Origin of the sequence: Actinopolymorpha sp. B17G11 (assembly GCF_040196095.1) — a bacterium.
Lineage (GTDB): Bacteria > Actinomycetota > Actinomycetes > Propionibacteriales > Actinopolymorphaceae > Thermasporomyces.
Genome location: NZ_JBEFTW010000001.1, coordinates 13,976 through 34,249 on the forward strand (window position 1 = coordinate 13,976; position 20,274 = coordinate 34,249).

A 20,274-nucleotide genomic window follows, 5' to 3' on the forward strand; every position below is an offset into this window, starting at 1 on the left:
ACCGACCAGTCCTTGGAGGACGACATGACGCGCGAGACCCCTTCAGGCGTGGCGGTTCTACTCACGGCGGCCACCAGGTCGATGGTGCTCACGAGCGAGACGGAGCGCCGCCTCGACGCGCTCGGGAACGTGCGATGGGCCGACGGTTCGCCGGACGCCTGGGACCTTCCGGAGCTGCTGGACGGAGTGGTCGCGTGCCTGACCGGCTGGGGCACGCCACGTCTGGGCGACGACATCCTCACGAAGTGCCCCGACCTCGCCCTCGTCGCGCACTCCGCCGGAAGCATCCGTAACCTTCTTCCCCAGGAGGCGGTCGGCACCCGGGTGACGGTCTGTCAGGCAGCCGCGTTGATTGCCGACTCCGTTGCCGAGTTCGTGATCGCGCAGATCCTCGCCTGGCTTCGCGAACTCCACCTGCTCGACGCCGGACTACGCGAGGGAGCCGGCTGGAGCGACCTGCGGCACCGCCACCCCGGCCGGCTGCTGGGCGCGCAGACCGTCGGTGTGGTCGGAGCGAGCCGGACCGGACGGGCGGTGATCCGGCTGCTGAAGGCGTTCGGATCGGCCGTTCTCGTGAGCGATCCCTTGCTGGACGCGGACGAGGCGAGCACGCTCGGCGTCACGCAAGCCGACCTTGACACCCTCCTCGCCCGCAGTGACATCGTGACCCTGCACGTGCCCCTGCTACCGTCGACCCGCAATCTGCTCGGGGCGCGCGAGCTCGGCGGCCTCCGTGACGGTGCCCTCCTGGTCAACAGCGCCCGCGGTGGACTGATCGATCCTGCTGCCCTGCAGGCGGAACTGCGGACAGGGCGGATCCGGGCGGCGCTCGACGTGTTCCCGGCCGAACCGTTGGAGGTCGACAGCGAGTGGCGGGAGATGCCGCACACGATCAGATCCCCGCACAGCGCCGGCCACACGCTCGACTCACACCGCCGGCAGGGTGCGGCGATGGTGTCCGAGATCGAACGGTTCCTGCGCAAGGAACCCTTGCACTACGCCGTCGCCGCCGGACAGGTGGACAACCTCGCCTGAGATGCGTGCAGCCGTTGGGCAGGCCAGACGTAGCACGACCCAGACCTAGCACGACCCAGGCGTAGGAAGACCCAGACCGTAGGAAGACAAAGGGAGTACGCATGCAGATCGACCTGAGCGGCAAGGCCGCCCTCGTCACCGGCGGAGCCGTCGGGATCGGCCGGGGAGTCGCCCTCGCGCTCGCCCAGGCCGGCGCCGACGTCGCGCTCACCCACCGCAGCCATGACGGCGCACCGGTGGCAGCGGAGATCGCCGCGCTGGGCCGGCGTTCTGCTGCGTACGCACTGGATGCGGCGGACAGCGCGGCGGTCGACGCCGTGGTCGACCAGGCGGCGGGCGCGCTCGGCGGGCCGATCAGCATTCTCGTCAACAACGCCGGGGGGCTGCTCGGTCGGCTGCCGATCGCCGACATGTCCGACGAACACTGGCACCAGGTGATCGACGTCAACCTGTTCAGCGCGTTCTGCTGTACGCGCGCGGTGCTGCGGTCGATGCCGGACGGCGGCCGGATCATCAACATCTCCTCGGTCGCCGGCCGCAACGGCGGCGGCCGGGGCGCGGTCGCCTACGCCGCCGCCAAAGCGGGGATGCACGGGTTCACCCGCGGGCTCGCCAAGGAGGTCGGCCCGCGCGGAATCACCGTCAACGCGGTCGCGCCCGGCCTCATCCTCGACACGCCTTTCCACGAGGAGTTCACCCCACCGAACGAACAGCAGGCGACGATCGACGGCACGCCGTTGCGGCGGGCGGGCTTCCCCGCCGACTGCGCCGGAGCGGTGCTGTATCTCGCCTCGGACCTCGGCTCGTTCTGCACGGGTTCGGTCATCGACCTCAACGGCGGTACGTACTTCAGCTGATCAGGACCTCCCGCCTCGCCGCTCGGTGCTCCGCGGGTCCGCCATTCGAGAAGGCGGGCATCGCTGCGGCCTGGGCCGGCGGGCGTCGCCGCGGCCCGGTTCGGCGGTAACCCCTTCTCCGGTGAGCGCCCGAACCGGTGATCATGATCGTGATCATGAAGAGAAGTAGGACCTATTGCCCTGTTACGCTTCACAGCCCGGTTTACCTTCATGATCACAGGGCTGACTCAGGCCGGCAATCATGAAGGCAAACCGGATTGTGAAGGGGGACGGGGCTGTGTGTACGCAGCGCTTTCAGGATCACGATCATGATCACGGGGCCGCTGGCCCTGGCACAGGTCCGGGGGCTGTCACCAGCGCCGCGTGGCGGCGTGCCACATCCTCGAGTATCCCCTCCAGCGACGCGGACGGGCCGAGCATCCGTTGCAACTCCCGCTGGGCCACCTGGTCGACGCTGGCCTCGAAGTCCTTGCCGTAAAGCCGTCTCGCCACCTCGAGGTGTTCCTGCATCGCCTCGGCCGCCCGGTCGGGGTCGCGGTCGACGATTGCCTGCAGGACGTTCTCGTGCAGCGGTACGCCGGCCTGGTGTACCTGCCGGTCGGACAAACTCCGCAGCATCAACTCGAACGTCAGGCTGGTGATCGACGCGTACATCGTCTCGATCACGGTGTTGTGACTCGCCCGCACGACGAGCGCGTGGAACGCCAGGTCGAGCCGGGCCTGCTCCAGCACGTGTCCGGCCCGCTCGAAGTCGTCGAGGCAGCGCCGCATCGCCGCGATCTCCACATCGGTCGCGTTGCTGGCGGCGAGCCGGGCGGCATAGGTCTCCAGCATCAGCCGCGCTTCGGTGAGTTCGCGAATGGTGGCGTTACGCCGGCGGTACGACGTGTCGAGCGACCGCGCGCCGTCACTGGACCGGGCCTCCCGGACGTACGTGCCACGTGACGGAAGGATCTCCACGAACCCGCGCTCGGCGAGGCTCCGCAGCACCTCGCGCACGATCGGCCGCGACACGCCGAACCGCTCAGCCAGGCTGCGTTCCGGCGGCAGCTTCGCACCCGACGGGATCCGCCCGGCGAGAATCTCCTCGAGGAGATACGCCGACAGGCTGTCGCGGGAGTGGGGCGGGCTCACCTTGCGTACACACGTCCTTCGTCAGGCACCAAGGGCAAGGCCCTCGATGGCGGCGAGCCCGAACCCACCCGAAACTCCACTATTCGAACAGCTGCGAGCCCTGCTGGATGATGGTGATGATTCCAAGTGTCCCGTAGAACACCACCGCCAGGGCGATGACGACCGTACGGAACGTCTTGATCCTGATCGCCGGCGGCAGCGCCCGCTTGTTCATGAGAATCAGCAGGACGCCGTAGATCGCCATCATCACTCCGGCCACACAGGACGAGATGACCAGCAGCACCAGCGGCTGGTCCAGGCCGGCCAGCAGCACCAGGCAGCCGAACGCCACGAGCCCCCACACCAGCCAGAAGTAGACCCGGCTCTCCGAGACACCCGACCCGCGCAGGTAGACCGTCGCCACCAGGTCGGCTGCCAGCCGGCTGGTGTAGTCGATGATCCCCATCGCCCCGGCGAACAGGGCGTACGCACCGATGACCCAGAAGAAGTAGCCGAACCATGGTCCGACGCTCTCCTTCAGCGCGTTGCCCTCCACCTGCAGGAAGGCGATGTCGTCGGGCAGGCCCTCGCGCCCGAACACCGTCGAGAACGCCAGCATCGACATGAACCCGATCGTGAACGCGGTGATGAGCACGAACGTCGCCGCCTGCTCGAGGTTGGCGAACCGCCACCAGGCGCGCCACCTGGTGAGGTTGTCACCGACCGGCGCGAAGACGTAGCCGGTCGACGGCGCCGCCTCCTCCTGGCCGGTCACCGGGCTCACGAGGCGTGGGACGTACGCACCCATGCCGAACCGCTTGTCCCGGATCCAGTTGCTCTGGCAGAGGTTCTGCCCGCCACCGGCTCCGGCGTACGCGATCGCCCCCAGCATCAGGGCGAACTGCAGGTCGGGGAACTGCCCGATGTGCGTGACCGCCTGGCCGAGGTTGCGCCAGGCGTCGCCGGTGATGGCGAAGATGATCGCCACCAGGATGAAGACGCCGATCGCCGCGACCTTCACGACGATGACGCGTTCGAGTGCGGTGTAGACCACCGGTGCCAGCGTGAGGACCGCGCCGCAGATCAGCAGGATCGCGATCGCGATGGCCGTGACGTTCCCACCGAAGATGTACGACACGAGGGTCGCCGAACTCGTGGCCCATCCCGGCCACATGTTCGCGAAGTACGTCATCACCGCGAAGACCAGGCCCCAGTGCTTCCACAGCCGGCTGAAACCGGTCAACGCTGTCTCGCCGGTCGCCAGTGTGTAGCGCTCGATCTCCATGTTGAGGAACCACTGCGTCATCACGCCGATGACCGCGCCCCACAGGAAGACGAGCCCTACCTGTGAAGCGATGTAGGGCCACAGGATGAACTCACCGGACGCCAGGCCGACGCCCGCGCCCACCAGACCGGGTCCGAGGATGCGCCAGGTGTCGGTCGGTGCCGCCGGCAGGTCGCGGACCTCCACTCCTGGCAGATGCCGGGTGGAGAGAGTTGACGTGTACGCACCGCCGCCAGGCGGCGCGTCGTCGCTCGGAGTGCCTGGTGGGCCGCTGCTCGGCGGTCCGGGATCGGTCGAACCGTGCTCGCTCGCCATGGTGCGTCGTCCCTTCTTTGCCGTCAAAAGCGCCGATACTTGGACGAAACGCTCAGCCCACCAGTGAAGTGGCCTTCACCTGCCGAGGTCAAGGCACCCCGGATGCCGCCCCCGCTCCCGGGTGGATCAGGCGTCCGATCGCGACCGGCGGTCCCCTTTACCCCGCACGTCACGACTTAGACTCAGGACTCGGCGCGGGAGCGCGAGCCTGGAGCTTCGGCGTACGGCCGGACCGGTGGGATCGACGACCATGGAGGTGCACGGGTGAGCCTGGCGGAAGCGATGAAGGCGTGCCCGGCGATCGCGATTCTGCGGTCGTCGTCCGCCGCGCGGTATGGCGAGGTCAGCGACGTCGTCGTGGCGGCGGGGTTCCGCGCGGTGGAGTTCACGTTCAGCGCTCCCGATGTCACCGACGCGCTCCGCGCCTACGCCGCGCGGAAGCAGGACGACGTCGCGCTCGGTGCCGGCACCGTGACGACGGTCGAGCAGGCGCGCCGCGCGGTCGACGCCGGGGCGACGTACCTCATCTCACCGGCCGTCTGCGTCGAGGTGATCGAGGAAGGCGCCCGACTCGGCGTCCCGGTGTTGCCTGGAGCGCTGACCCCGACCGAGATCCTCCAGGCGTGGCGGGCCGGCGCCACGATGGTCAAGGTTTTTCCGGCGTCGGCGATGGGCGGGCCGGCGTACCTCAAGGCGGTCCGCGGCCCGCTGCCGGAGATCCCCCTGGTGCCGACCGGCGGCATCGACGCCGACAACGCCGGCGCCTACCTCGCGGCCGGGGCGGTCGGTGTCGGGGTGGGTAGTCCGCTGGTGGCGGACGCGTGCGAGCCGGGTGGTGACCTCGACGCGCTGGCAGAGCGAGCGCGTGCGCTGGTGGCCGCGGTGAACACGGCGGGAGGTACGCCGTGACCGAGCCGCTGGACCGCGCCGTGGCGGCGGCGCTGACGGATCCCCTCGGCTCGGACGGCGCGGACGGCGCTGGCGCTCCGGACGGCGGGGCCGACGTGGCTGCGGTGGATGTCGTCACGCTTGGCGAGACGATGGGGCTGGTCGCCGCCACCCGTACCGGCTCCTTCAGCGTCGGAGCGCCTGCCACGATCTCCTTCGGCGGCGCGGAGACCAATGTCGCGATCGGGCTCAGCCGGCTCGGCCACTCCACCGCGTGGATCGGGCGACTCGGTGCGGACCCGGTGGGCACGCTTGTCAACGACGCCTTGCGCGCCGAGGGGATCGACGTCTCGCGCGTACGCCGGGAGGATGCTGTAGCCACCGGTCTGATGCTGCGCGAGCACCGAACCGCCGACCGGGTACGCGTGAGCTACTACCGGCGCGACCTCGCCGGATCGCGGGTCGGGCCCGACGATGTGGACGCGGGGTTGGTCCGGTCGGCGCGGGTTCTGCACCTGTCCGGCATCACACCCGCGCTGTCCGACTCGGCCCGCGCCGCGGTGTTTCGGGCGGTGGAGCTGGCCCGCGAGACCGGCGTCCTCGTGTCGTTCGACTTCAACTACCGTGCGGCTCTGTGGTCCCCGGCCGAGGCCGGTGCCGTGCTCCGGCAGCTCGTGGAGCGGGCCGACGTCGTCTTCGCGGGCGAGGACGAGGCGGCGCTGGTGGTCGGGGAGGGGACGACCGAGAACCTCGCCAAGCAGCTCGCCGCGCTCGGCCCGGGCGAGGTGATCCTCAAGCTGGGATCGGCCGGTGCGTACGCCCTGATCGGCGCGGAGCCGGTGACCTCGCGCGCTCTCGACGTGAGCGCGGTCGATCCGGTGGGGGCGGGGGACGCGTTCGTCGCCGGATACCTGTCCGGGCTCCTCGACGGTGTCGCTCCGGCCGATCGGCTGCGGCGCGGCAACGTCTGTGGCGCCTTCTCGGTCTCGGTCGCCGGTGACTGGGAAGGGCTGCCCCGCCGGCACGAGCTCGCGATGCTCGACGGGCGCGAGAACGTCACCCGCTGAACGGATCCTGATCCCGTCATATGAGGGATGCCCCTCATCCAACACGCCTATGCATCACGGGGCGTGATCATGCGAAGTCGGAGTGGGCTGCACGGGCGAGGAGGAGAGCCACGTCGTCGTCGTAGCCCGCGGGCGGGCGGAGCGCGTCGATCACCTGGTCGCACATGCCTTCCAGCGTGCCTGTCGCCAGCGCGAGAGCGTCGACGAGCTGGTCGATGCCGGCGTCGACGTCACGCTGGCGGTGTTCGACGAGCCCGTCGGTGTAGAACGCGACCACGGTGTCGTCCGGTACGGCGATCGCATGTTCGGGCGCGGCGCACACGCCGACCCCCAGCGGGATCCCGGACTCGTGGTCGAGCCGCCGTGCCCGGCCACGTTCGTCGACGACCAGCAGGGGCAGATGCCCGGCGGACGCGTACGTCAGGTTGCTCTGTGCCCGGTCGAAGACGGCGTAGATGCAGGTGACGATCTCCGCCTCGCCGAGGTCGGCCACGATGCCGTCGAGCAGGTCGAGGATCTCCTTCGGCGGAAGGTCCAGCCGGCCGTAGGCGCGGACGGCGGTGCGTACCTGCCCCATCAACGTGGCGGCCCGGAGCCCGCGTCCCATGACGTCGCCGATCACCAGCGCGGTGCGCCCGGCGGACAGTGGGATCACGTCGTACCAGTCGCCGCCGACCTCGGTCTCCTCCGTACCCGGAAAGTACCGCGTCGCGACGTCGACCTCTCCCGGATGGTGCGGCCACGCCGGGAGCAGGCTCCGCTGCAGGGTCAGGGCGGCCCGGCGCTGCCGGCGTTCGCTCTCCTGCAGGTTGCGGGCGAGGCGTCGTTCGGCGTTGAAGAGCCGTGCGTTCTCGATGCTCTGCGCCGCCCGCGTCGCCACCTGTTCGATGAGCGGGAGGTCCTCGCCCGCTCCGAGCTTGCGTCCGTAGGCACGCCCAGGGCCGAAGAGGGTCAGCACGCCGATCACTCGGCCGCGGGTGATCAGCGGCACCGTCACGAGTCCCTGCCCCTTCGTGGTACGCACGATGACGTCCTGCGCGTGGGGGTCGTCGTACATCGAGGCGACCACGTCGGGCGTGGTGGCCTGGACGACGACCGGTCGCGCGGTGAGCGCGGCCCGGATCCCGGGATGGTCCTCCAGCTGGGACCCACCCAGCTTGCGGACCTCCTCGACCAGCGACTGGCGGGACGGGTCGGCGTCGGCGTCGGCGTCGTGGACGAACGCCCGGTCGAGCCGGCGCCCGTCCCAGAGGTCGATGACGCAGAGCTGGCCGAAGCGGGGTACGGCGAGCGCGCCGACCGTTTCGTAGGTCATCCCCACGTCGAGCGACGAGGCGAGCCGGCTGCCGGCGCTGGCGACGAACGCGAGTCGGTCACGGACGTGCTCGAGTTCTGACCGGGCGGCCCGCTCCGCCCTCAGCAGCGCGGCGCGCTCGGCCTCTCCGGCGGGTTGGCTGGCGAGCGGCGCGAAGACGACGAGCACCTCGCCGCCGACCGCGGCCGCTTCCTCGGTGGCCCGGCCGGTCGCGTGGACCGTGGGCTGGTTCACCACCCGCGCGCGGACCGCGCACCGGAGGGTGTCGCCGTTGCTCCGGCGCAGCGGCACGCTGCCTTCCCAGGAGCCGTCCGTACGAATGAGCGCCAGCCGTTCGCGTGCGGACAGGTGGTAGCGCGGCATCACGGCGATGTCGATGGCATCGTGTCCGACCAGATCCTCGGACTTCCAGTGCAGGATCGCTTCGGCCGCCGCGTTGACAGCGGTGATGGTGCCGCAGAAGTCCACCAGCACCACGCCACTGGCGACCAGATCGCGCAGAGCATCGAAGCGTGCGTCGGAACGGGTGTGCAGACCGCTCTGCCCGTTGCCGACGCCCGCGTCGGGCTTCCGCTCGACTGGTCGTGTCACTCTTGGTGCTCCTTCCGCTTCGGAGCATCATCTTGCCTGCTCGGACGGTGGCGCGGGAACGGACCCTGAACTACGAACGGGTCACAGCGTCAAAGAGCTCGCTCATGCACGACCTCGCGCCACTTCGAGTACCGCGTGCGGAGCGCGGCCATCCGTACGACGTCCTCATGGGCCGGCTCGACCGTCTCGGTCGGTCGGTCGAGATCGAATCCGCCCGCCCACGCTGCCGCACCACGGGCACCCACCTCCGGATCGCCGGCGAGCCGTACGGGCCGGTCGAAGGTCGCGGCGAGCGCGCGCCGGAACCACGCCGAGGCGTGCACCGCGCCACCACCGAGGACGACGTCGAGGCGCGCCCCGGACGCCAGCTCGAAAAGATCCAGCTCCAACACCTCCAGCGCTCGGGCGGCCTCCAGGGCCACGCCTTCCAGCGTCGCGGCGAGGAACTCGTCGGCGGAGGTGTCGAGCGAAAGCCCCGCGACCAGTCCCGAGCCGGGTGGCGCCGTGCCCGGCGGCCGGCTTCCCGCGTGCAGCGGAACCGACACCAGGCCGGACGTACCGGGTGGCCGGCTCGGCTCGGCGTCGGATTCGAGCCCGAGCATGCGGACCGCCCAGGCGCGCAGGACTCCGCCTCCGGAGAAAGCGATGCCGCTGACCAGCCGGGACGCGTCGACGCGGTAACGCCAGACCGTCGGCGGCGGTGGCGGGGCGTCGGGGCCGTGCACGACCCGGAGGGCAGCCGACGTGCCGACCGTGACGGCGACGGCGTCGTCGGTGGCGCACCCGCTGCCCAGGTTGGACGCCGCACCGTCGCCGAGCACGGCATGCCATTCCGCGTCGGCGAGTGCGGGCCAACGCGACCGCCACGGCTCCGCGAGCTGACGAGGGGTGTCGTCGATCTCGGGGACCTCGGCGGCCGAGAGCCCTGCGAGCGCGAGGGCCTCGTCGTCCCAACGCATCTTGGCGAGGTCGAGCAGGCCGGTGCCCGACGCCACGGAGACGGAGGTGGTGACGTCGCCGAGGAGTACGCCGAGCACGTAGTCAGGCAGGCCGACGAACCGGGCGCCCGTCAGGTCGTCGAGGGTACGCAGGAACGGCACCTTGGTCGTCCAGTACAGCGGATGGACCCAGGTGCCGGTGCGTTCGTGGAACGCGTCGGCGTCGGCCGGTAGCCGCGGTTCCACGGCGTGCGCGCGGGTGTCGAGCCAGGTCAGGACGGCCGAGCGCGGCTCCCGGTCGGGGCCGAGGGCGAGCACCGAGTGCCATTGCGACGCACCGGCGACCCGGCTCACGCCGTCCAGTGCGCCCGCGTCGGACAGCTCGTCGACGCAGGCGACGAGTCCGTCGAGGTAGGCCTTGGGATCGAGTTCGGCGCGGCCGTCGTCGTCCTGTTCCGGCTCGAGGGGTCGCCGCGCCCGCGCGTCCTGCACCGGTTCGGCGCGCTCGTCGTAGACGACCGCACGCACTCCGGACGAGCCGAGGTCGAGGGCGAGGATCCTTCCCGCTGCACTCATCCGGGGCCCCCGCTTCGCCGCGAAACCTGACGGAGGCACCATCCGCGATGTCCCGACCGAGTCGCTCATGTGCGCTGGGTTCCACCCAGCTCGTTGAGGAAGGAGCTGGCCCACCGGTCGACGTCGTGCTCGGCCAGGTGGCGGCGCATCGACCGCATCTTGCGGGTCGCCTCCCGAGGCTCGAGCCGGATCGCCTCGAGCAGCCGGCGTTTGAGCCCGTCGACGTCGTACGGATTGACCAGGAGGGCCTGGCGGAACTCGTCCGCGGCGCCCGCGAACTCGCTCAGCACCATGACCCCGGTGTGGTCGTAGCGGCAGGCGACGTACTCCTTGGCGACGAGGTTCATGCCGTCCCGCAACGGCGTCACCACCATGACGTCGGCGGCGCGGAAGAGCGCGACCAGCTCGGCTCGTTCGTGCGACGAGTGCAGGTAGGTGACCGCGGGCCGACCGATCCGGCCGTGCACGCCGTTGACCCGGCCGACCATGAGCTCGACGTCGTCGCGCAGCAGCTGGTACTGCTCCACCCGTTCCCGGCTCGGCGTGGCCACCTGGATGAACGTCGCCTCGTCCGGCGTCAGCGTTCCGTCGGCCAGCAGTTCGGTGAACGCATGGATGCGTTCGCCGATGCCCTTGGTGTAGTCGAGCCGGTCGATGCCGAGCAGGATCTTGTTCGGGGCGCCGATCTCCTCCCGGATCTCCCACGCCCGCCGCTCGGTCTCGGGACGCCGGGCGATCTCCTCCAGCTCACCGACGTCGATCGAGATCGGGAACGAACGGGCCCGTACGACCCGGCCGTCGGGGAGGAACGCCCGGTCGCGTTGGGTCTGGTAGCCGAGCAGGCGGCGGGTGAGGCGCAGGAAGTTCGACGCCGCACCGGGACGCTGGAAGCCGATCAGGTCCGCGCCCAGCAGGCCGCGCAGGATCTGCTGGCGCCAGGGCAGCCGCGCGTACAGCTCGACCGGGGGGAACGGGATGTGCAGGAAGTAGCCGATCCGCAGGTCGGGCCGCAGCTCCCGCAGCATCTCGGGCACCAGCTGCAGTTGGTAGTCGTGGATCCACACCAGCGCGCCCTGACCGGCGACGCGGGCGGCCGCCTCGGCGAACCGCTGGTTGACCTTGACGTAGGCCTCCCACCACTCCCGCCGGTAGGCAGGCGGTGCGATGACGTCGTGGTAGAGCGGCCAGAGAGTGGCGTTGGAGAAGCCTTCGTAGTACTCCTCGACCTCCTTCGCCGACAGCGGCACGGAAACGAGGTGCATGCCGGCCTCGTCGAAGGGTTCCGGCGCCTCGCCGGTCGCGCCGGCCCAGCCGATCCAGGCTCCCTTGTTGGCCCGCATCACCGGGTCGAGCGCGGTGACAAGTCCGCCGGGGCTGCGGCGCCACGAGGCACTGCCGTCCGGTTCCTCCACCCGGTCGACCGGGAGCCGGTTGGCGACGACGACGAACGCGGCCCGTGCCGAGGACTTCGCGGCCTGCGGGTGCGGCTGGGAGCTGGCCGCCGTGTCCGCACCGGCCGGCGCGGGGGGCGCCGCCGGATTGCTGCGCTGTGCCGGTGCCGTGGGGGACTGCGCGACCGGTGTGGTCGACCCGGTGGCGTCGGCGGGAGCGGCGGACCCGGGTCCTTCGGAGTTTTCCGGCGTACGTGGTGAGTGTGACATCGAGGACGGACCTGGGTCGATCGGGCGTGAAGCGGGTGTGGACGGCATGGCCGGGCCGTTGGTGCTCACGGTGGCGGGCACAGGGACTCAACCCCCTCGGTCGGTGCCAGAACTCCTACTTGACCCTACGTGTGCGGAGTTTCGTTGCGGCAACGTCGCACGTCAGACGCGCCTTCGGCGAAAATCGCACCCGCGGGCCGGGTGAGGCGTGGGGTCCGCCTCAGGGTGGTGTCTCGTCGTCGGAGTGGACGTCGTTCGGGTACTGGACACCGATCTGCTCCCGCACTCCGTCGAGGACGTCCATGACGGCCAGGCTGTCCGCCCACGAGACGAGTGGACTCTCGACCAGGCCCTCCCGCAGGCAGCGGGCGACCTCGATGGCTTCGTAGGTGTAGCCGATGCCGTGCTTCTCCACCGCGTAGGTCTCAGGGTCCTTTCCTTCCCGGTGCACGGTCAGGGACGTGGTGTCGTGGAAGTTGCGGGGGATGTCGATCCACCCCTCGGTCCCGCCGATCGCGGCGTCGTTGGGCAGGATGCCGGCAATGGAGCCGGTGAGGGTGGCGACCACGCCGCTGGCGTAGCCGAACACCATGCCGACGCTGGCGTCGACGCCTGTGGGCGCGAGGGTGGCGGTGGCCCGGACGGTCGCGGGCGGCCCGAGCAGGTGGTGGGCGAGGCTGACGGGGTAGACGCCGATGTCGAGGAGGGCCCCGCCCGCGAGTTCGGGGGCGAAGAGCCGGCCCTCGGGGTCGTACTCGGCGAGGAATCCCATGCTGGCGTGGAGTGTCTGCGGTTGGCCGATGGAGCCGCCGGCGATGAGGTCGCGCAGCTGGAGGTGGAGTGGGTTGCAGCGCATCCACATCGCTTCCATGAAGAACAGCCGCTTCTCCTGCGCGAGGGAGACGAGTTCGCGGGCCTCACGCGCGTTGGCGGTGAGCGCCTTCTCGCAGAGCACGGCCTTGCCGGCCTCCAGCGCGAGGCGGGCGGTGGCCAGGTGGTCCGAGTGCGGGGTCGCGACGTAGACGACGTCGACGTCGAGGTCGGACACGAGATCGGTGTAGGACCCGTAGGCCCGGCGGACACCGAACTCCTCGGCGTAGGCCTGGGCGCGGGCGAGGCTCCGGGAGCCGACCGCGACGACCTCGTGGTCGGGCAGGAGTGCGAGGTCTCTGGCGAACTGCCCGGCGATGTTGCCCGTCGCGATGATGCCCCAGCGGATCCGCGGGTGCATGCGGTGTCCCTCCCGTCGTCGCGGCTGGTGCCAGGCCTGGTGTGAGGCCCGGGGTCAACTGACGTACGACGCTACTTGCCGGGGGAGTGCGGCCCGGGGGGAGCCTTCAAGACTTGGTACCAAGCGTCCGGTACCGGTCCGGCGTGACACCGGCAAACGCGCGATACCGGTTTGCGTGGGCCATGCGTAACCGCCATAATCAGTACGCAGGTTTCGCGCGGGACTCTCCCGCACACTCACCGGAGGTGCTTCTCAGATGAGCACGACAGCTGTCGGCAGGCTCGGAGTGGTCGCCATCGACTGCCCCGAGCCGCGGGTCCTGGCCGAGTTCTACCGAGGTGTTGTGGGCGGTGAACCCAAGGGGGACGACGACTGGGTGACACTCCACAACGGAGGGAACGTTTCCGTGGCGTTCCAGCGAGCGGAGGAGTGGACGCCTCCGGTGTGGCCCGGTGCCGAACGTCCCCAGCAGGCGCATCTCGACGTCTACGTTCCCGACCTCGACGAGGGGGAGCGGCGGGTTCTGGCGTTGGGCGCACGCAAGGCGGAGGTCCAGCCAGGCACGACGTTCCGGGTGTACCTCGACCCGGTAGGCCATCCGTTCTGCCTCTGCGCGGAGTAGTGCCCGACCGCGGTGGCAACCGCCATGCCGCCGCCGGGACACGGCGTACCATGAGCATGTGAATGGTGTGACGTGCGCCCGTTTCGTCTCACCCGTCGACGCGGCGGCGACGGTTCACGTGTGTACGCCATGGGGTATGTCCCGGTTCACTCCCTGTTCGCCGGGATGAGCAGATGTCGTCCCCGGGTCAGGGAGACCAGCTTGGCGCCCCCGCGTACGCCATCCTGGCGATCGCGTCCTCGGCTGGTGGCATCAGCGCCCTGCGGGCGGTTCTCAGCTCGTTCACCGGGGACTTTCCCGCGCCGGTGCTGCTGGTCCAGCACCTGGATCCGCGCCACGAGACCATTCTCCCGAGCGTTCTGTCCCGCAAGACTTCGCTCAAGGTGAAGCTGGCCGAGGATCGCGAGGAGATCCTCCCCGGCGTCGCCTACGTCGCACCGCCCAACCGCCATCTGCTGGTAGGGCGCGGCGGGGTTTTGTCGTTGACCGAGACCGAGCTGGTCCACTTCGTCCGCCCGTCCGCAGATCTGCTGTTCGAGTCGGTGGCCGCCAGCTTTGCCGACCGTGCCGTCGCCGTGGTCCTCACCGGGAGCGGCACCGACGGTGCCATGGGCGTCCGGGCGGTGAAGGACCGCAACGGTACCGTTATCGTGCAAGATCCCGACGACGCGGAGTTCACCGGAATGCCGCGTGCGGCCATGGAGACCAACGCAGCCGACTTCGTCCTCACGTTGGCCGAGATCGGGCCCGTCATCCAGCGCCTGTTCGAGACTGAGGACCACCGATGACGGAGACCGACAAGGAACTCACGGAGCTGCTCGAGTTCATCCGGGACCTGCGCGGATTCGACTTCAGTACGTACAAACCGTCGACGCTGGGCCGGCGCATCCGCAAGCGGATGCAGGACGTCGACAAGACGTCCTTCGCGGACTACCGCGACCTCCTCGAGGCCGACGCCGACGAGTTCACCCAGCTGTTCAACACGGTGCTCATCAACGTGACGTCGTTCTTCCGCGACCTCGACGCGTGGGACTACCTCCGTGCCGACGTCGTTCCGTCGGTCCTGGAGGCGGCCGGACCCGACGAGGTGCGGGTCTGGAGCGCTGGCTGTTCGTCCGGCGAGGAGGCGTACTCCCTCGCCATGACCTTCGCCGAGGCGATGGGGGTCGAGGCGTTCAGCGAACGGGTCAAGATCTATGCCACGGACATCGACGACAACGCCCTGGCCACTGCTCGCCGGGGAGTGTTCTCGGCCAGGTCGATGGAGGCGGTGCCCGAACCGCTGCAGCAGAAGTACTTCGAGCCCAACGGTCACGGCATGGCGTTCCGTCCTGACCTTCGACGCCGGGTGATCTTCGGCCGACTCGACCTGATCAGCGACGCCCCGATCTCCCGCCTGCACCTGCTGGCGTGCCGCAACACGTTGATGTACTTCAACGCCGAGGCGCAGAACCAGCTGATGAGGCGCCTGCACTTCGCCCTCCGCGACAGCGGCGTGCTGTTCCTCGGCAAGGCCGAGATGCTGATGACCAACGGCTCCCGTTTCGTCCCGATGAACATGCCATACCGGATCTTCCGGTGCCGTCCTGGAAGTCATGTCATGACCGGGCCTCTCACGCCACTCGAGGTGACGCGGGGCCTTTCCAGCGAGGCTCTCCGCAGCCGGCAGCTCCGTGATCTGACCCTCGAGACCGACCCGACGGCACGGCTGGTCGTCGACGTCTCCGGCTCCACTGTGCTGATCAACTCCCAGGCGCGGGTGATGTTCGGTCTGACCGAGCGGGACGAGGGTCGGCCGTTGCGCGACCTGGAGGTGTCCTACCGGCCCGCGGAGTTGCGGTCGCTCATCGAGCAGGCCCAGTCCGAGCGGCGCGTCGTCCGCAAGAACGCCGTCGAACGCTCGCTCGGCCCTCACGAGCTGCAGTACCTCGACGTGCGCGTCAACCCGATCGTGGCTCCCGACGGACAGGTCATCGGTAGCGCGGTGACGTTCGTGGACGCGACGGCCTTCGTGCGGCTCCAGCAGGAGGTCAAGACCTCGCGCGAGGAGCTTGAAACCGCCTACGAGGAGCTGCAGTCCACCAACGAAGAACTCGAGACGACCAACGAGGAACTCCAGTCCACCAACGAAGAACTCGAGACGACCAACGAGGAGCTGCAGTCCACCAACGAGGAACTCGAGACCACGAACGAAGAGCTGCAGTCCACCAACGAAGAACTCGAGACGATGAACGAGGAGCTGCGGATCCGTTCGACGGAGTTGGACGAGGTCAACAGCTACCTCGGCGGTGTGCTCTCCAATGTCCCGGTCGGTGTGGTCGTGCTCGATGGCGACCTGCGCGTGCGCACCTGGAACCTGGTCTGCGAGGAGCTTTGGGGCGTCCGCAGCGACGAGGTACTCGGCGAGTCGTTCTTCAGCCTCGATCTCGGCCTGCCGACGGGCGCGCTCCGCCATCCGGTTCGCGCCTGCCTCGACGGCTCCGCCCGCGAGCGCATCGAGCTGGAGGCCGTCAACCGCCGTGGCCAGCCGATCACTTGTGAGGTGACCTGCAGCCCACTCAGCGACCGGACCAGCGGGGTGATCCTCCTCCTTGCGGCGAGGTCGCGGTGAGCGACACGGATGCGCATGCCTGGCGTTCGCGGCTCTCCCAACGGATGTGGGAGATTCGTCGGCGGTTGCCGGATGACGTGGTTGTCCAGGAGGCGTCGGCGGATCTGGAGACCGCGCTGGAGGAGCTCAGCGCGGCCACGGAACAGCTTGCCCAGCAGGCCAACGAACTCGCCGCGAAGCAGACGGAGCTCGCCGAGGAACGGGAGCGCTGGCAGCATCTGTTCGACGTCGCACCCGACGCCATGGTGGTGACGGACAGGGCAGGCATGATCCTCGAGCTCAACCGCCGGGCGAAGCAGCTCTTCCAGCTCGACCTGGCCGGCGCACGTTCCATGACGCTGGCGCTGCGGCTGGCCCCGCCCGTGCGGCACGCGTTCCAGCGGATGCTCCGGGACCCCACCGCTCAGCGCGCCGAACCGCTCACCGTCACTCTCGTGGGAGATCCGGCCGCGGCGTTCCGCGGCGAGTTGCGGTGTGCCGTCGTCGCCACCAACTGGCTGCTGTGGCTCCTGCACGACGTGTCTGCCGCAGAGCACGCCCGGGAGCTGCTCGTGTCCGCCAACGCGAAGGAGAAGGCGGCAGTGGAGCAGCTGCGGAGGGTCGACGCGATGCGTCGTGCGTTCCTGCTCGACGTGTCGCACGACCTGCAGGCGCCCATCGCGGCGATCGTCGGCCTCGCGGAACTTCTGCGTACCCAGGAACTAGACACCCAGGAACGCGACCGGGTGGTCGCGCAGCTCGAGACGTCAGCCCGCGACACCGGGGCGATGCTGCGGGACCTGCTCGACTACCAACGCATCGAGGACGCGGCAACGCCTGCCCAGCGGGGCGGAGTCGACGTGGGCGTGATCGTGAAGCGAGCGGCGAGCACGGTGGACGCGCAGAGTCATCCCGTCCAACTCGACCTCTCCGCGGCCGTCGCCAACGTGGATGCCGCCATCATCGAACGCATCATCACCAACCTGGTCCGTAACGCCGTCCAGCACACGCCGTCCGGAACGACGATCTGGGTACGCTGCCGGCGGGAACCCGACGGAGTGCTGCTGGTGGTCGAGGACGACGGACCGGGGGTTCCGGTCGATCGCCGGTCGAGCGTGTTCGATCTGTTCCAGCGTGGTCAGCCACGCAACCATACGAGCGGTCTCGGTGTGGGTCTCGCACTCGTCCGGCGCTTCGCCCAGCTGCATGGTGGCTACGCGCGGGTCGAGGAGCGGCCGGGCGGTGGCGCCAGCTTCCATGTGCTGCTCAGCGGATGACGTCAGGACGAGGACAAGGGGGGCCCGCGATGATCCACGTGCTCGTGGTCGAGGACGAACGCGCCCTGGCCGGTGCGCTGGAGGTCGCGATCGACGTCCAGCCCGACCTGGAGTGCGTCGGCGCCGTCGGGACGGTGGAGGAGGCCGTCCAGATCGCGACCGAGAAGGCGCCGGGCGTTGTCCTCATGGACATCCATCTCCCTGGCACCGACGGCATCGAGGGCACCTGGAAGATCAAGGCCATCCACCCGACTACACGGGTACTCATCCTCACCGCGGACGCCACTGTCGACCTCCTGACAGCCGCCGCGGCGGCGGGGGCGGCCGGATTCCTGGCGAAGGACAGCTCGTTCGCTGACATCCTGGCGGCGATTCGTACACCCGTCGGCGAGAAGATCCTGGTCGAGGCCAGCACGCTGGCGGCGCTCGTGGAGGGGGAGTCCTCCGGCGGGGGGCGGTCCGGCCAGCCGGTGGACAACTGGGCGGGACTCACGGCGCGCGAGCAGGAAGTCCTGGCGCTGATGGCGGAAGGTCTCGATCCACGGGCGATCGCCGGGCGACTCGTCCTGAGCGTCCACACGGTACGTGGGCATGTCAAGAACGTCATGACCAAGGTCGGGGCGCACAGCCAGCTGGAGACCGTCGTCGTGGCCACCAGGACCGGGCTGCTGGCCGCGCGGCGTCCGGCGTGACCGGCCGCCCCACCGCTGATCAGATCCTCGACTCGAGCCGGACCTGACCCACTAATCTCCCGGATCCGACCCATTTGGGGGGCCCCATCGGACCAACTGAGGCTCGTGCGCCGAGCCGTTGTCTCCTAGCTTCTACTGACTGGCTCCGACGACGCTAGGAACAACCGCCATGGATCACCGAGGACAGGGACTGGCGCGTGCGTTCATCCAGCTCGCGGACACTCTCACCGCCGACTTCGACGAAACCACCTACCTGCGAGAGTTCTGCCGCCGCCATGTCGACCTTCTCGACATCGATGCCGCGGAGGTCCTCCTCGGCGACGACGCTGACAGCCTCCTGGCACCGGCTATGGCCGGTGCGTTCGGCGCCCGCGGCGAGCTACCCGCCTCCGACCGGTACGAAGGTCCCGCCCGACAGGCTGTCAGGACCGGCGAACAGGCGTACGTCAGCGACCTGAGGACGGCGGGACGGCTCTGGCCGCGGTTCGTTCCGGCCGCGATCCGGCTCGGGTACGCGGCCGTCCACGCCTTTCCGATGCGGTTGCGCACGCAGGTCCTCGGCGCGGTCTGCGTCTACCGCGTGCGACCGGGTGCCCTTCCTGCGGACCAGGTGGCGATCGCGCAGGCACTCGCCGACGCCGCGACGATCGGGCTGGTCCAGCACCGCGTGCGCCAGCAGCAGGACGTGCTCGTCGCTCAGCTGCAAGGCGCGCTGGACAGCCGCGTGATCATCGAGCAGGCGAAGGGGATACTGGCCGAACGGTGTGGCGTGGATGTCGACAAGGCGTTCGAACAGATGCGGGCGTTCGCCCGCCCGCGCCGCCTCAAGCTGTCCGCCGTCGCCTCGGGCATTGTCCGGGGAGGCGGCGACCTCGCCGCACTCGCCGCGATGTCCGCGCCCTCCCCGCCTTCCCGACGTGCAGCGGATCCTGTTGCGGGCAAGGGGAATCCCGACGTGAACGTGACACTGAACGGTGCCGTGAACGGAAGCGGGAGCGCCACCGGGAGTCGCACCGGGAACGGAAGCGTCAACGGGAACGGCAGCGTCAACGGGAACGGCAGGGGCGGCCCACGGTCAGATGCCAGGCGTCTCCTTGCTCTTCCGGTGCCGTCCGGACTGAACGCAATCAGGTCCGGACACGCTGGAGATTCGGCCGTCCCGGACCAATGAGAACGGCCCCCGCCTGAGCGAACCACCTGGACGTGGAGGGGCGCTTTCGGCAGGGGCCGCCCTGGGGGGTCGGGCGCCCGGGTGTTGGGTGTGCTTGGTCCAGGCACACCCAACACCTGGGCTGCCTCCGATGCCCGACCTGTGCATAACCTACTCATGCGTAGCCGGCCGCCGTGTTCGGTTCCCACGAGGCAGTCGCATGCGTAGGCGCCGATTCGGCATGCCAGGGCCGCAGGGTGCGCACGGTCATGGGCGACGAGGGGCCTACGGCGTGCCGGAACGCAGGTCCCGTCGGCTGAGATGTTGGCGGTCCATGTCCTGGATCTCGTGGCCGGACGGCGTACGGCACCATCTGCCGGCAGTGGCCTGGCAGGACGGGCACGGTCGCGCGAGGATCCTCGCCAGGATGCCGAGGTCCTGATCCGTCAGTCGGGGGAATCTCGCGCGGACCAGGTCGTCGAAGATCCAGTCCACGATGCCCGAGTCGATGGGGTCACGCTCGCTCACGCGGGTCCTCCTCTGGTGAGGCGTCTCTTGTCCGCTGCCGGTGGTGGGGCGTCTGCCTGCTGCCGGAGTGGCCGCGAAGGGCCGGGTCGGTGCCGCGAAAGGCCGGGTCGATGGCGTGGGGAGGCGGCGGGTCGGGGGATGCCGGTGGTGTGGAGGGCCCGATCCTCGCCTCCGGCGGGGCGACCATCGCCAGGATCGGGCCTCCTTCGCCCGATCGTAGTACTACAAGGTGATACGAGTCGATACGGATCGGGAACTTCTCCCACGTGGCGCGCCTGGCAGATTCCTTGGGCATGGGACCCGATGACGAGATCGATCCCGAAGGGGAGCTGGCGCCCTTCCGGCAGTTGGCAGAGATCATCGCTGCGCGTATCGCACGCGGTGACTGGCTGCCCGGTCGTCCGATGGCGTCAGAGACACAGCTGGTCCAGCAGTACGGGCTGGCGCGATCCACCGTGCGGCGGACGATAGCTCTCCTGGTGGAGCGAGGACTCGTGTACGTCGTTCCTCAGCGTGGCACGTACGTGTCCAAGGACAGGTAGG

Annotated in this window: 18 protein-coding genes; 11 read left to right on the forward strand and 7 right to left on the reverse strand. The window is 69.6% G+C overall.

The features are described 5' to 3' along the window. Positions 1–24: 24 nt before the first annotated feature. Together ABN028_RS00065 and ABN028_RS00070 are read left to right on the forward strand one after the other, a co-directional pair. Positions 25–1,035, forward strand: a complete 1,011-nt coding sequence (locus ABN028_RS00065; RefSeq protein WP_349695116.1) for a hydroxyacid dehydrogenase — start codon at positions 25–27, stop codon at positions 1,033–1,035. 101 nt (positions 1,036–1,136) lie between these two features. After that, positions 1,137–1,892 carry an SDR family NAD(P)-dependent oxidoreductase gene (locus ABN028_RS00070; RefSeq protein WP_349695117.1) on the forward strand — a complete coding sequence of 252 codons (756 nt, stop codon included), beginning with the start codon at positions 1,137–1,139 and terminating at the stop codon, positions 1,890–1,892. Positions 1,893–2,204: 312 nt separating this feature from the next. On the opposite strand, the gene ABN028_RS00075 is transcribed toward ABN028_RS00070, so the two are convergent. Both ABN028_RS00075 and ABN028_RS00080 read right to left on the reverse strand, forming a co-directional pair. Beyond that, the gene (locus tag ABN028_RS00075) at positions 2,205–3,026 is read right to left on the reverse strand and encodes a FadR/GntR family transcriptional regulator (RefSeq protein ID WP_349695118.1); all 822 of its coding nucleotides are present in this window, start codon (positions 3,024–3,026) and stop codon (positions 2,205–2,207) included. Between the two features lie 79 nt (positions 3,027–3,105). After that, on the reverse strand, positions 3,106–4,605 hold the full coding sequence (locus ABN028_RS00080; RefSeq protein ID WP_349695119.1) for an Nramp family divalent metal transporter: 1,500 nt from the start codon (positions 4,603–4,605) through the stop codon (positions 3,106–3,108). A gap of 264 nt (positions 4,606–4,869) precedes the next feature. Here ABN028_RS00080 and ABN028_RS00085 point away from each other — a divergent pair, with 264 nt between their 5' ends. Together ABN028_RS00085 and ABN028_RS00090 are read left to right on the forward strand one after the other, a co-directional pair. Continuing rightward, the gene (locus ABN028_RS00085; protein ID WP_349695120.1) at positions 4,870–5,514 is read left to right on the forward strand and encodes a bifunctional 4-hydroxy-2-oxoglutarate aldolase/2-dehydro-3-deoxy-phosphogluconate aldolase; all 645 of its coding nucleotides are present in this window, start codon (positions 4,870–4,872) and stop codon (positions 5,512–5,514) included. Beyond that, positions 5,511–6,560: a sugar kinase gene (locus ABN028_RS00090; protein ID WP_349695121.1), complete on the forward strand. Its 1,050-nt coding sequence runs from the start codon at positions 5,511–5,513 to the stop codon at positions 6,558–6,560. Before ABN028_RS00085 ends, ABN028_RS00090 begins: the two co-directional genes overlap by 4 nt. A gap of 67 nt (positions 6,561–6,627) precedes the next feature. Here the strand turns inward: ABN028_RS00090 and ABN028_RS00095 are convergent, their stop codons facing one another. From ABN028_RS00095 to ABN028_RS00110, 4 genes are all read right to left on the reverse strand, one after another. Next, positions 6,628–8,466 carry a SpoIIE family protein phosphatase gene (locus ABN028_RS00095; RefSeq protein ID WP_349695122.1) on the reverse strand — a complete coding sequence of 613 codons (1,839 nt, stop codon included), beginning with the start codon at positions 8,464–8,466 and terminating at the stop codon, positions 6,628–6,630. A gap of 89 nt (positions 8,467–8,555) precedes the next feature. Then, the gene (locus ABN028_RS00100; protein WP_349695123.1) at positions 8,556–9,980 is read right to left on the reverse strand and encodes an FGGY family carbohydrate kinase; all 1,425 of its coding nucleotides are present in this window, start codon (positions 9,978–9,980) and stop codon (positions 8,556–8,558) included. A gap of 65 nt (positions 9,981–10,045) precedes the next feature. Next, the gene (locus ABN028_RS00105) at positions 10,046–11,641 is read right to left on the reverse strand and encodes an alpha,alpha-trehalose-phosphate synthase (UDP-forming) (RefSeq protein WP_349329716.1); all 1,596 of its coding nucleotides are present in this window, start codon (positions 11,639–11,641) and stop codon (positions 10,046–10,048) included. Between the two features lie 220 nt (positions 11,642–11,861). Further along, a complete protein-coding gene (locus ABN028_RS00110) occupies positions 11,862–12,872 on the reverse strand; it encodes a Gfo/Idh/MocA family protein (RefSeq protein ID WP_349695124.1) in 1,011 nt (336 codons plus the stop codon). 256 nt (positions 12,873–13,128) lie between these two features. Here ABN028_RS00110 and ABN028_RS00115 point away from each other — a divergent pair, with 256 nt between their 5' ends. From ABN028_RS00115 to ABN028_RS00140, 6 genes are all read left to right on the forward strand, one after another. Further along, complete coding sequence (locus tag ABN028_RS00115) at positions 13,129–13,494, forward strand: VOC family protein (RefSeq protein WP_349329714.1); 366 nt, start codon at positions 13,129–13,131, stop codon at positions 13,492–13,494. Positions 13,495–13,667: 173 nt separating this feature from the next. After that, positions 13,668–14,282, forward strand: coding sequence for a chemotaxis protein CheB (locus ABN028_RS00120; RefSeq protein ID WP_349695125.1), 615 nt, complete (start codon positions 13,668–13,670; stop codon positions 14,280–14,282). Beyond that, on the forward strand, positions 14,279–16,105 hold the full coding sequence (locus ABN028_RS00125) for a CheR family methyltransferase (protein ID WP_349695126.1): 1,827 nt from the start codon (positions 14,279–14,281) through the stop codon (positions 16,103–16,105). Before ABN028_RS00120 ends, ABN028_RS00125 begins: the two co-directional genes overlap by 4 nt. Continuing rightward, entirely contained in the window at positions 16,102–17,361 is a 1,260-nt protein-coding gene (locus ABN028_RS00130) for a sensor histidine kinase (RefSeq protein WP_349695127.1), read from the forward strand. The genes ABN028_RS00125 and ABN028_RS00130 overlap by 4 nt, the downstream gene beginning before the upstream one ends. 29 nt (positions 17,362–17,390) lie before the next feature. Beyond that, entirely contained in the window at positions 17,391–18,053 is a 663-nt protein-coding gene (locus ABN028_RS00135) for a response regulator (protein WP_349695128.1), read from the forward strand. A 169-nt stretch (positions 18,054–18,222) separates the two neighbouring features. Continuing rightward, complete coding sequence (locus ABN028_RS00140; RefSeq protein ID WP_349695129.1) at positions 18,223–19,224, forward strand: GAF and ANTAR domain-containing protein; 1,002 nt, start codon at positions 18,223–18,225, stop codon at positions 19,222–19,224. A 264-nt stretch (positions 19,225–19,488) separates the two neighbouring features. Here the strand turns inward: ABN028_RS00140 and ABN028_RS00145 are convergent, their stop codons facing one another. Next, a complete protein-coding gene (locus tag ABN028_RS00145) occupies positions 19,489–19,731 on the reverse strand; it encodes a zinc finger domain-containing protein (protein WP_349694536.1) in 243 nt (80 codons plus the stop codon). Positions 19,732–20,024: 293 nt separating this feature from the next. Here ABN028_RS00145 and ABN028_RS00150 point away from each other — a divergent pair, with 293 nt between their 5' ends. Further along, positions 20,025–20,273: a winged helix-turn-helix domain-containing protein gene (locus ABN028_RS00150; protein ID WP_349695130.1), complete on the forward strand. Its 249-nt coding sequence runs from the start codon at positions 20,025–20,027 to the stop codon at positions 20,271–20,273. Position 20,274: the final 1 nt, after the last annotated feature.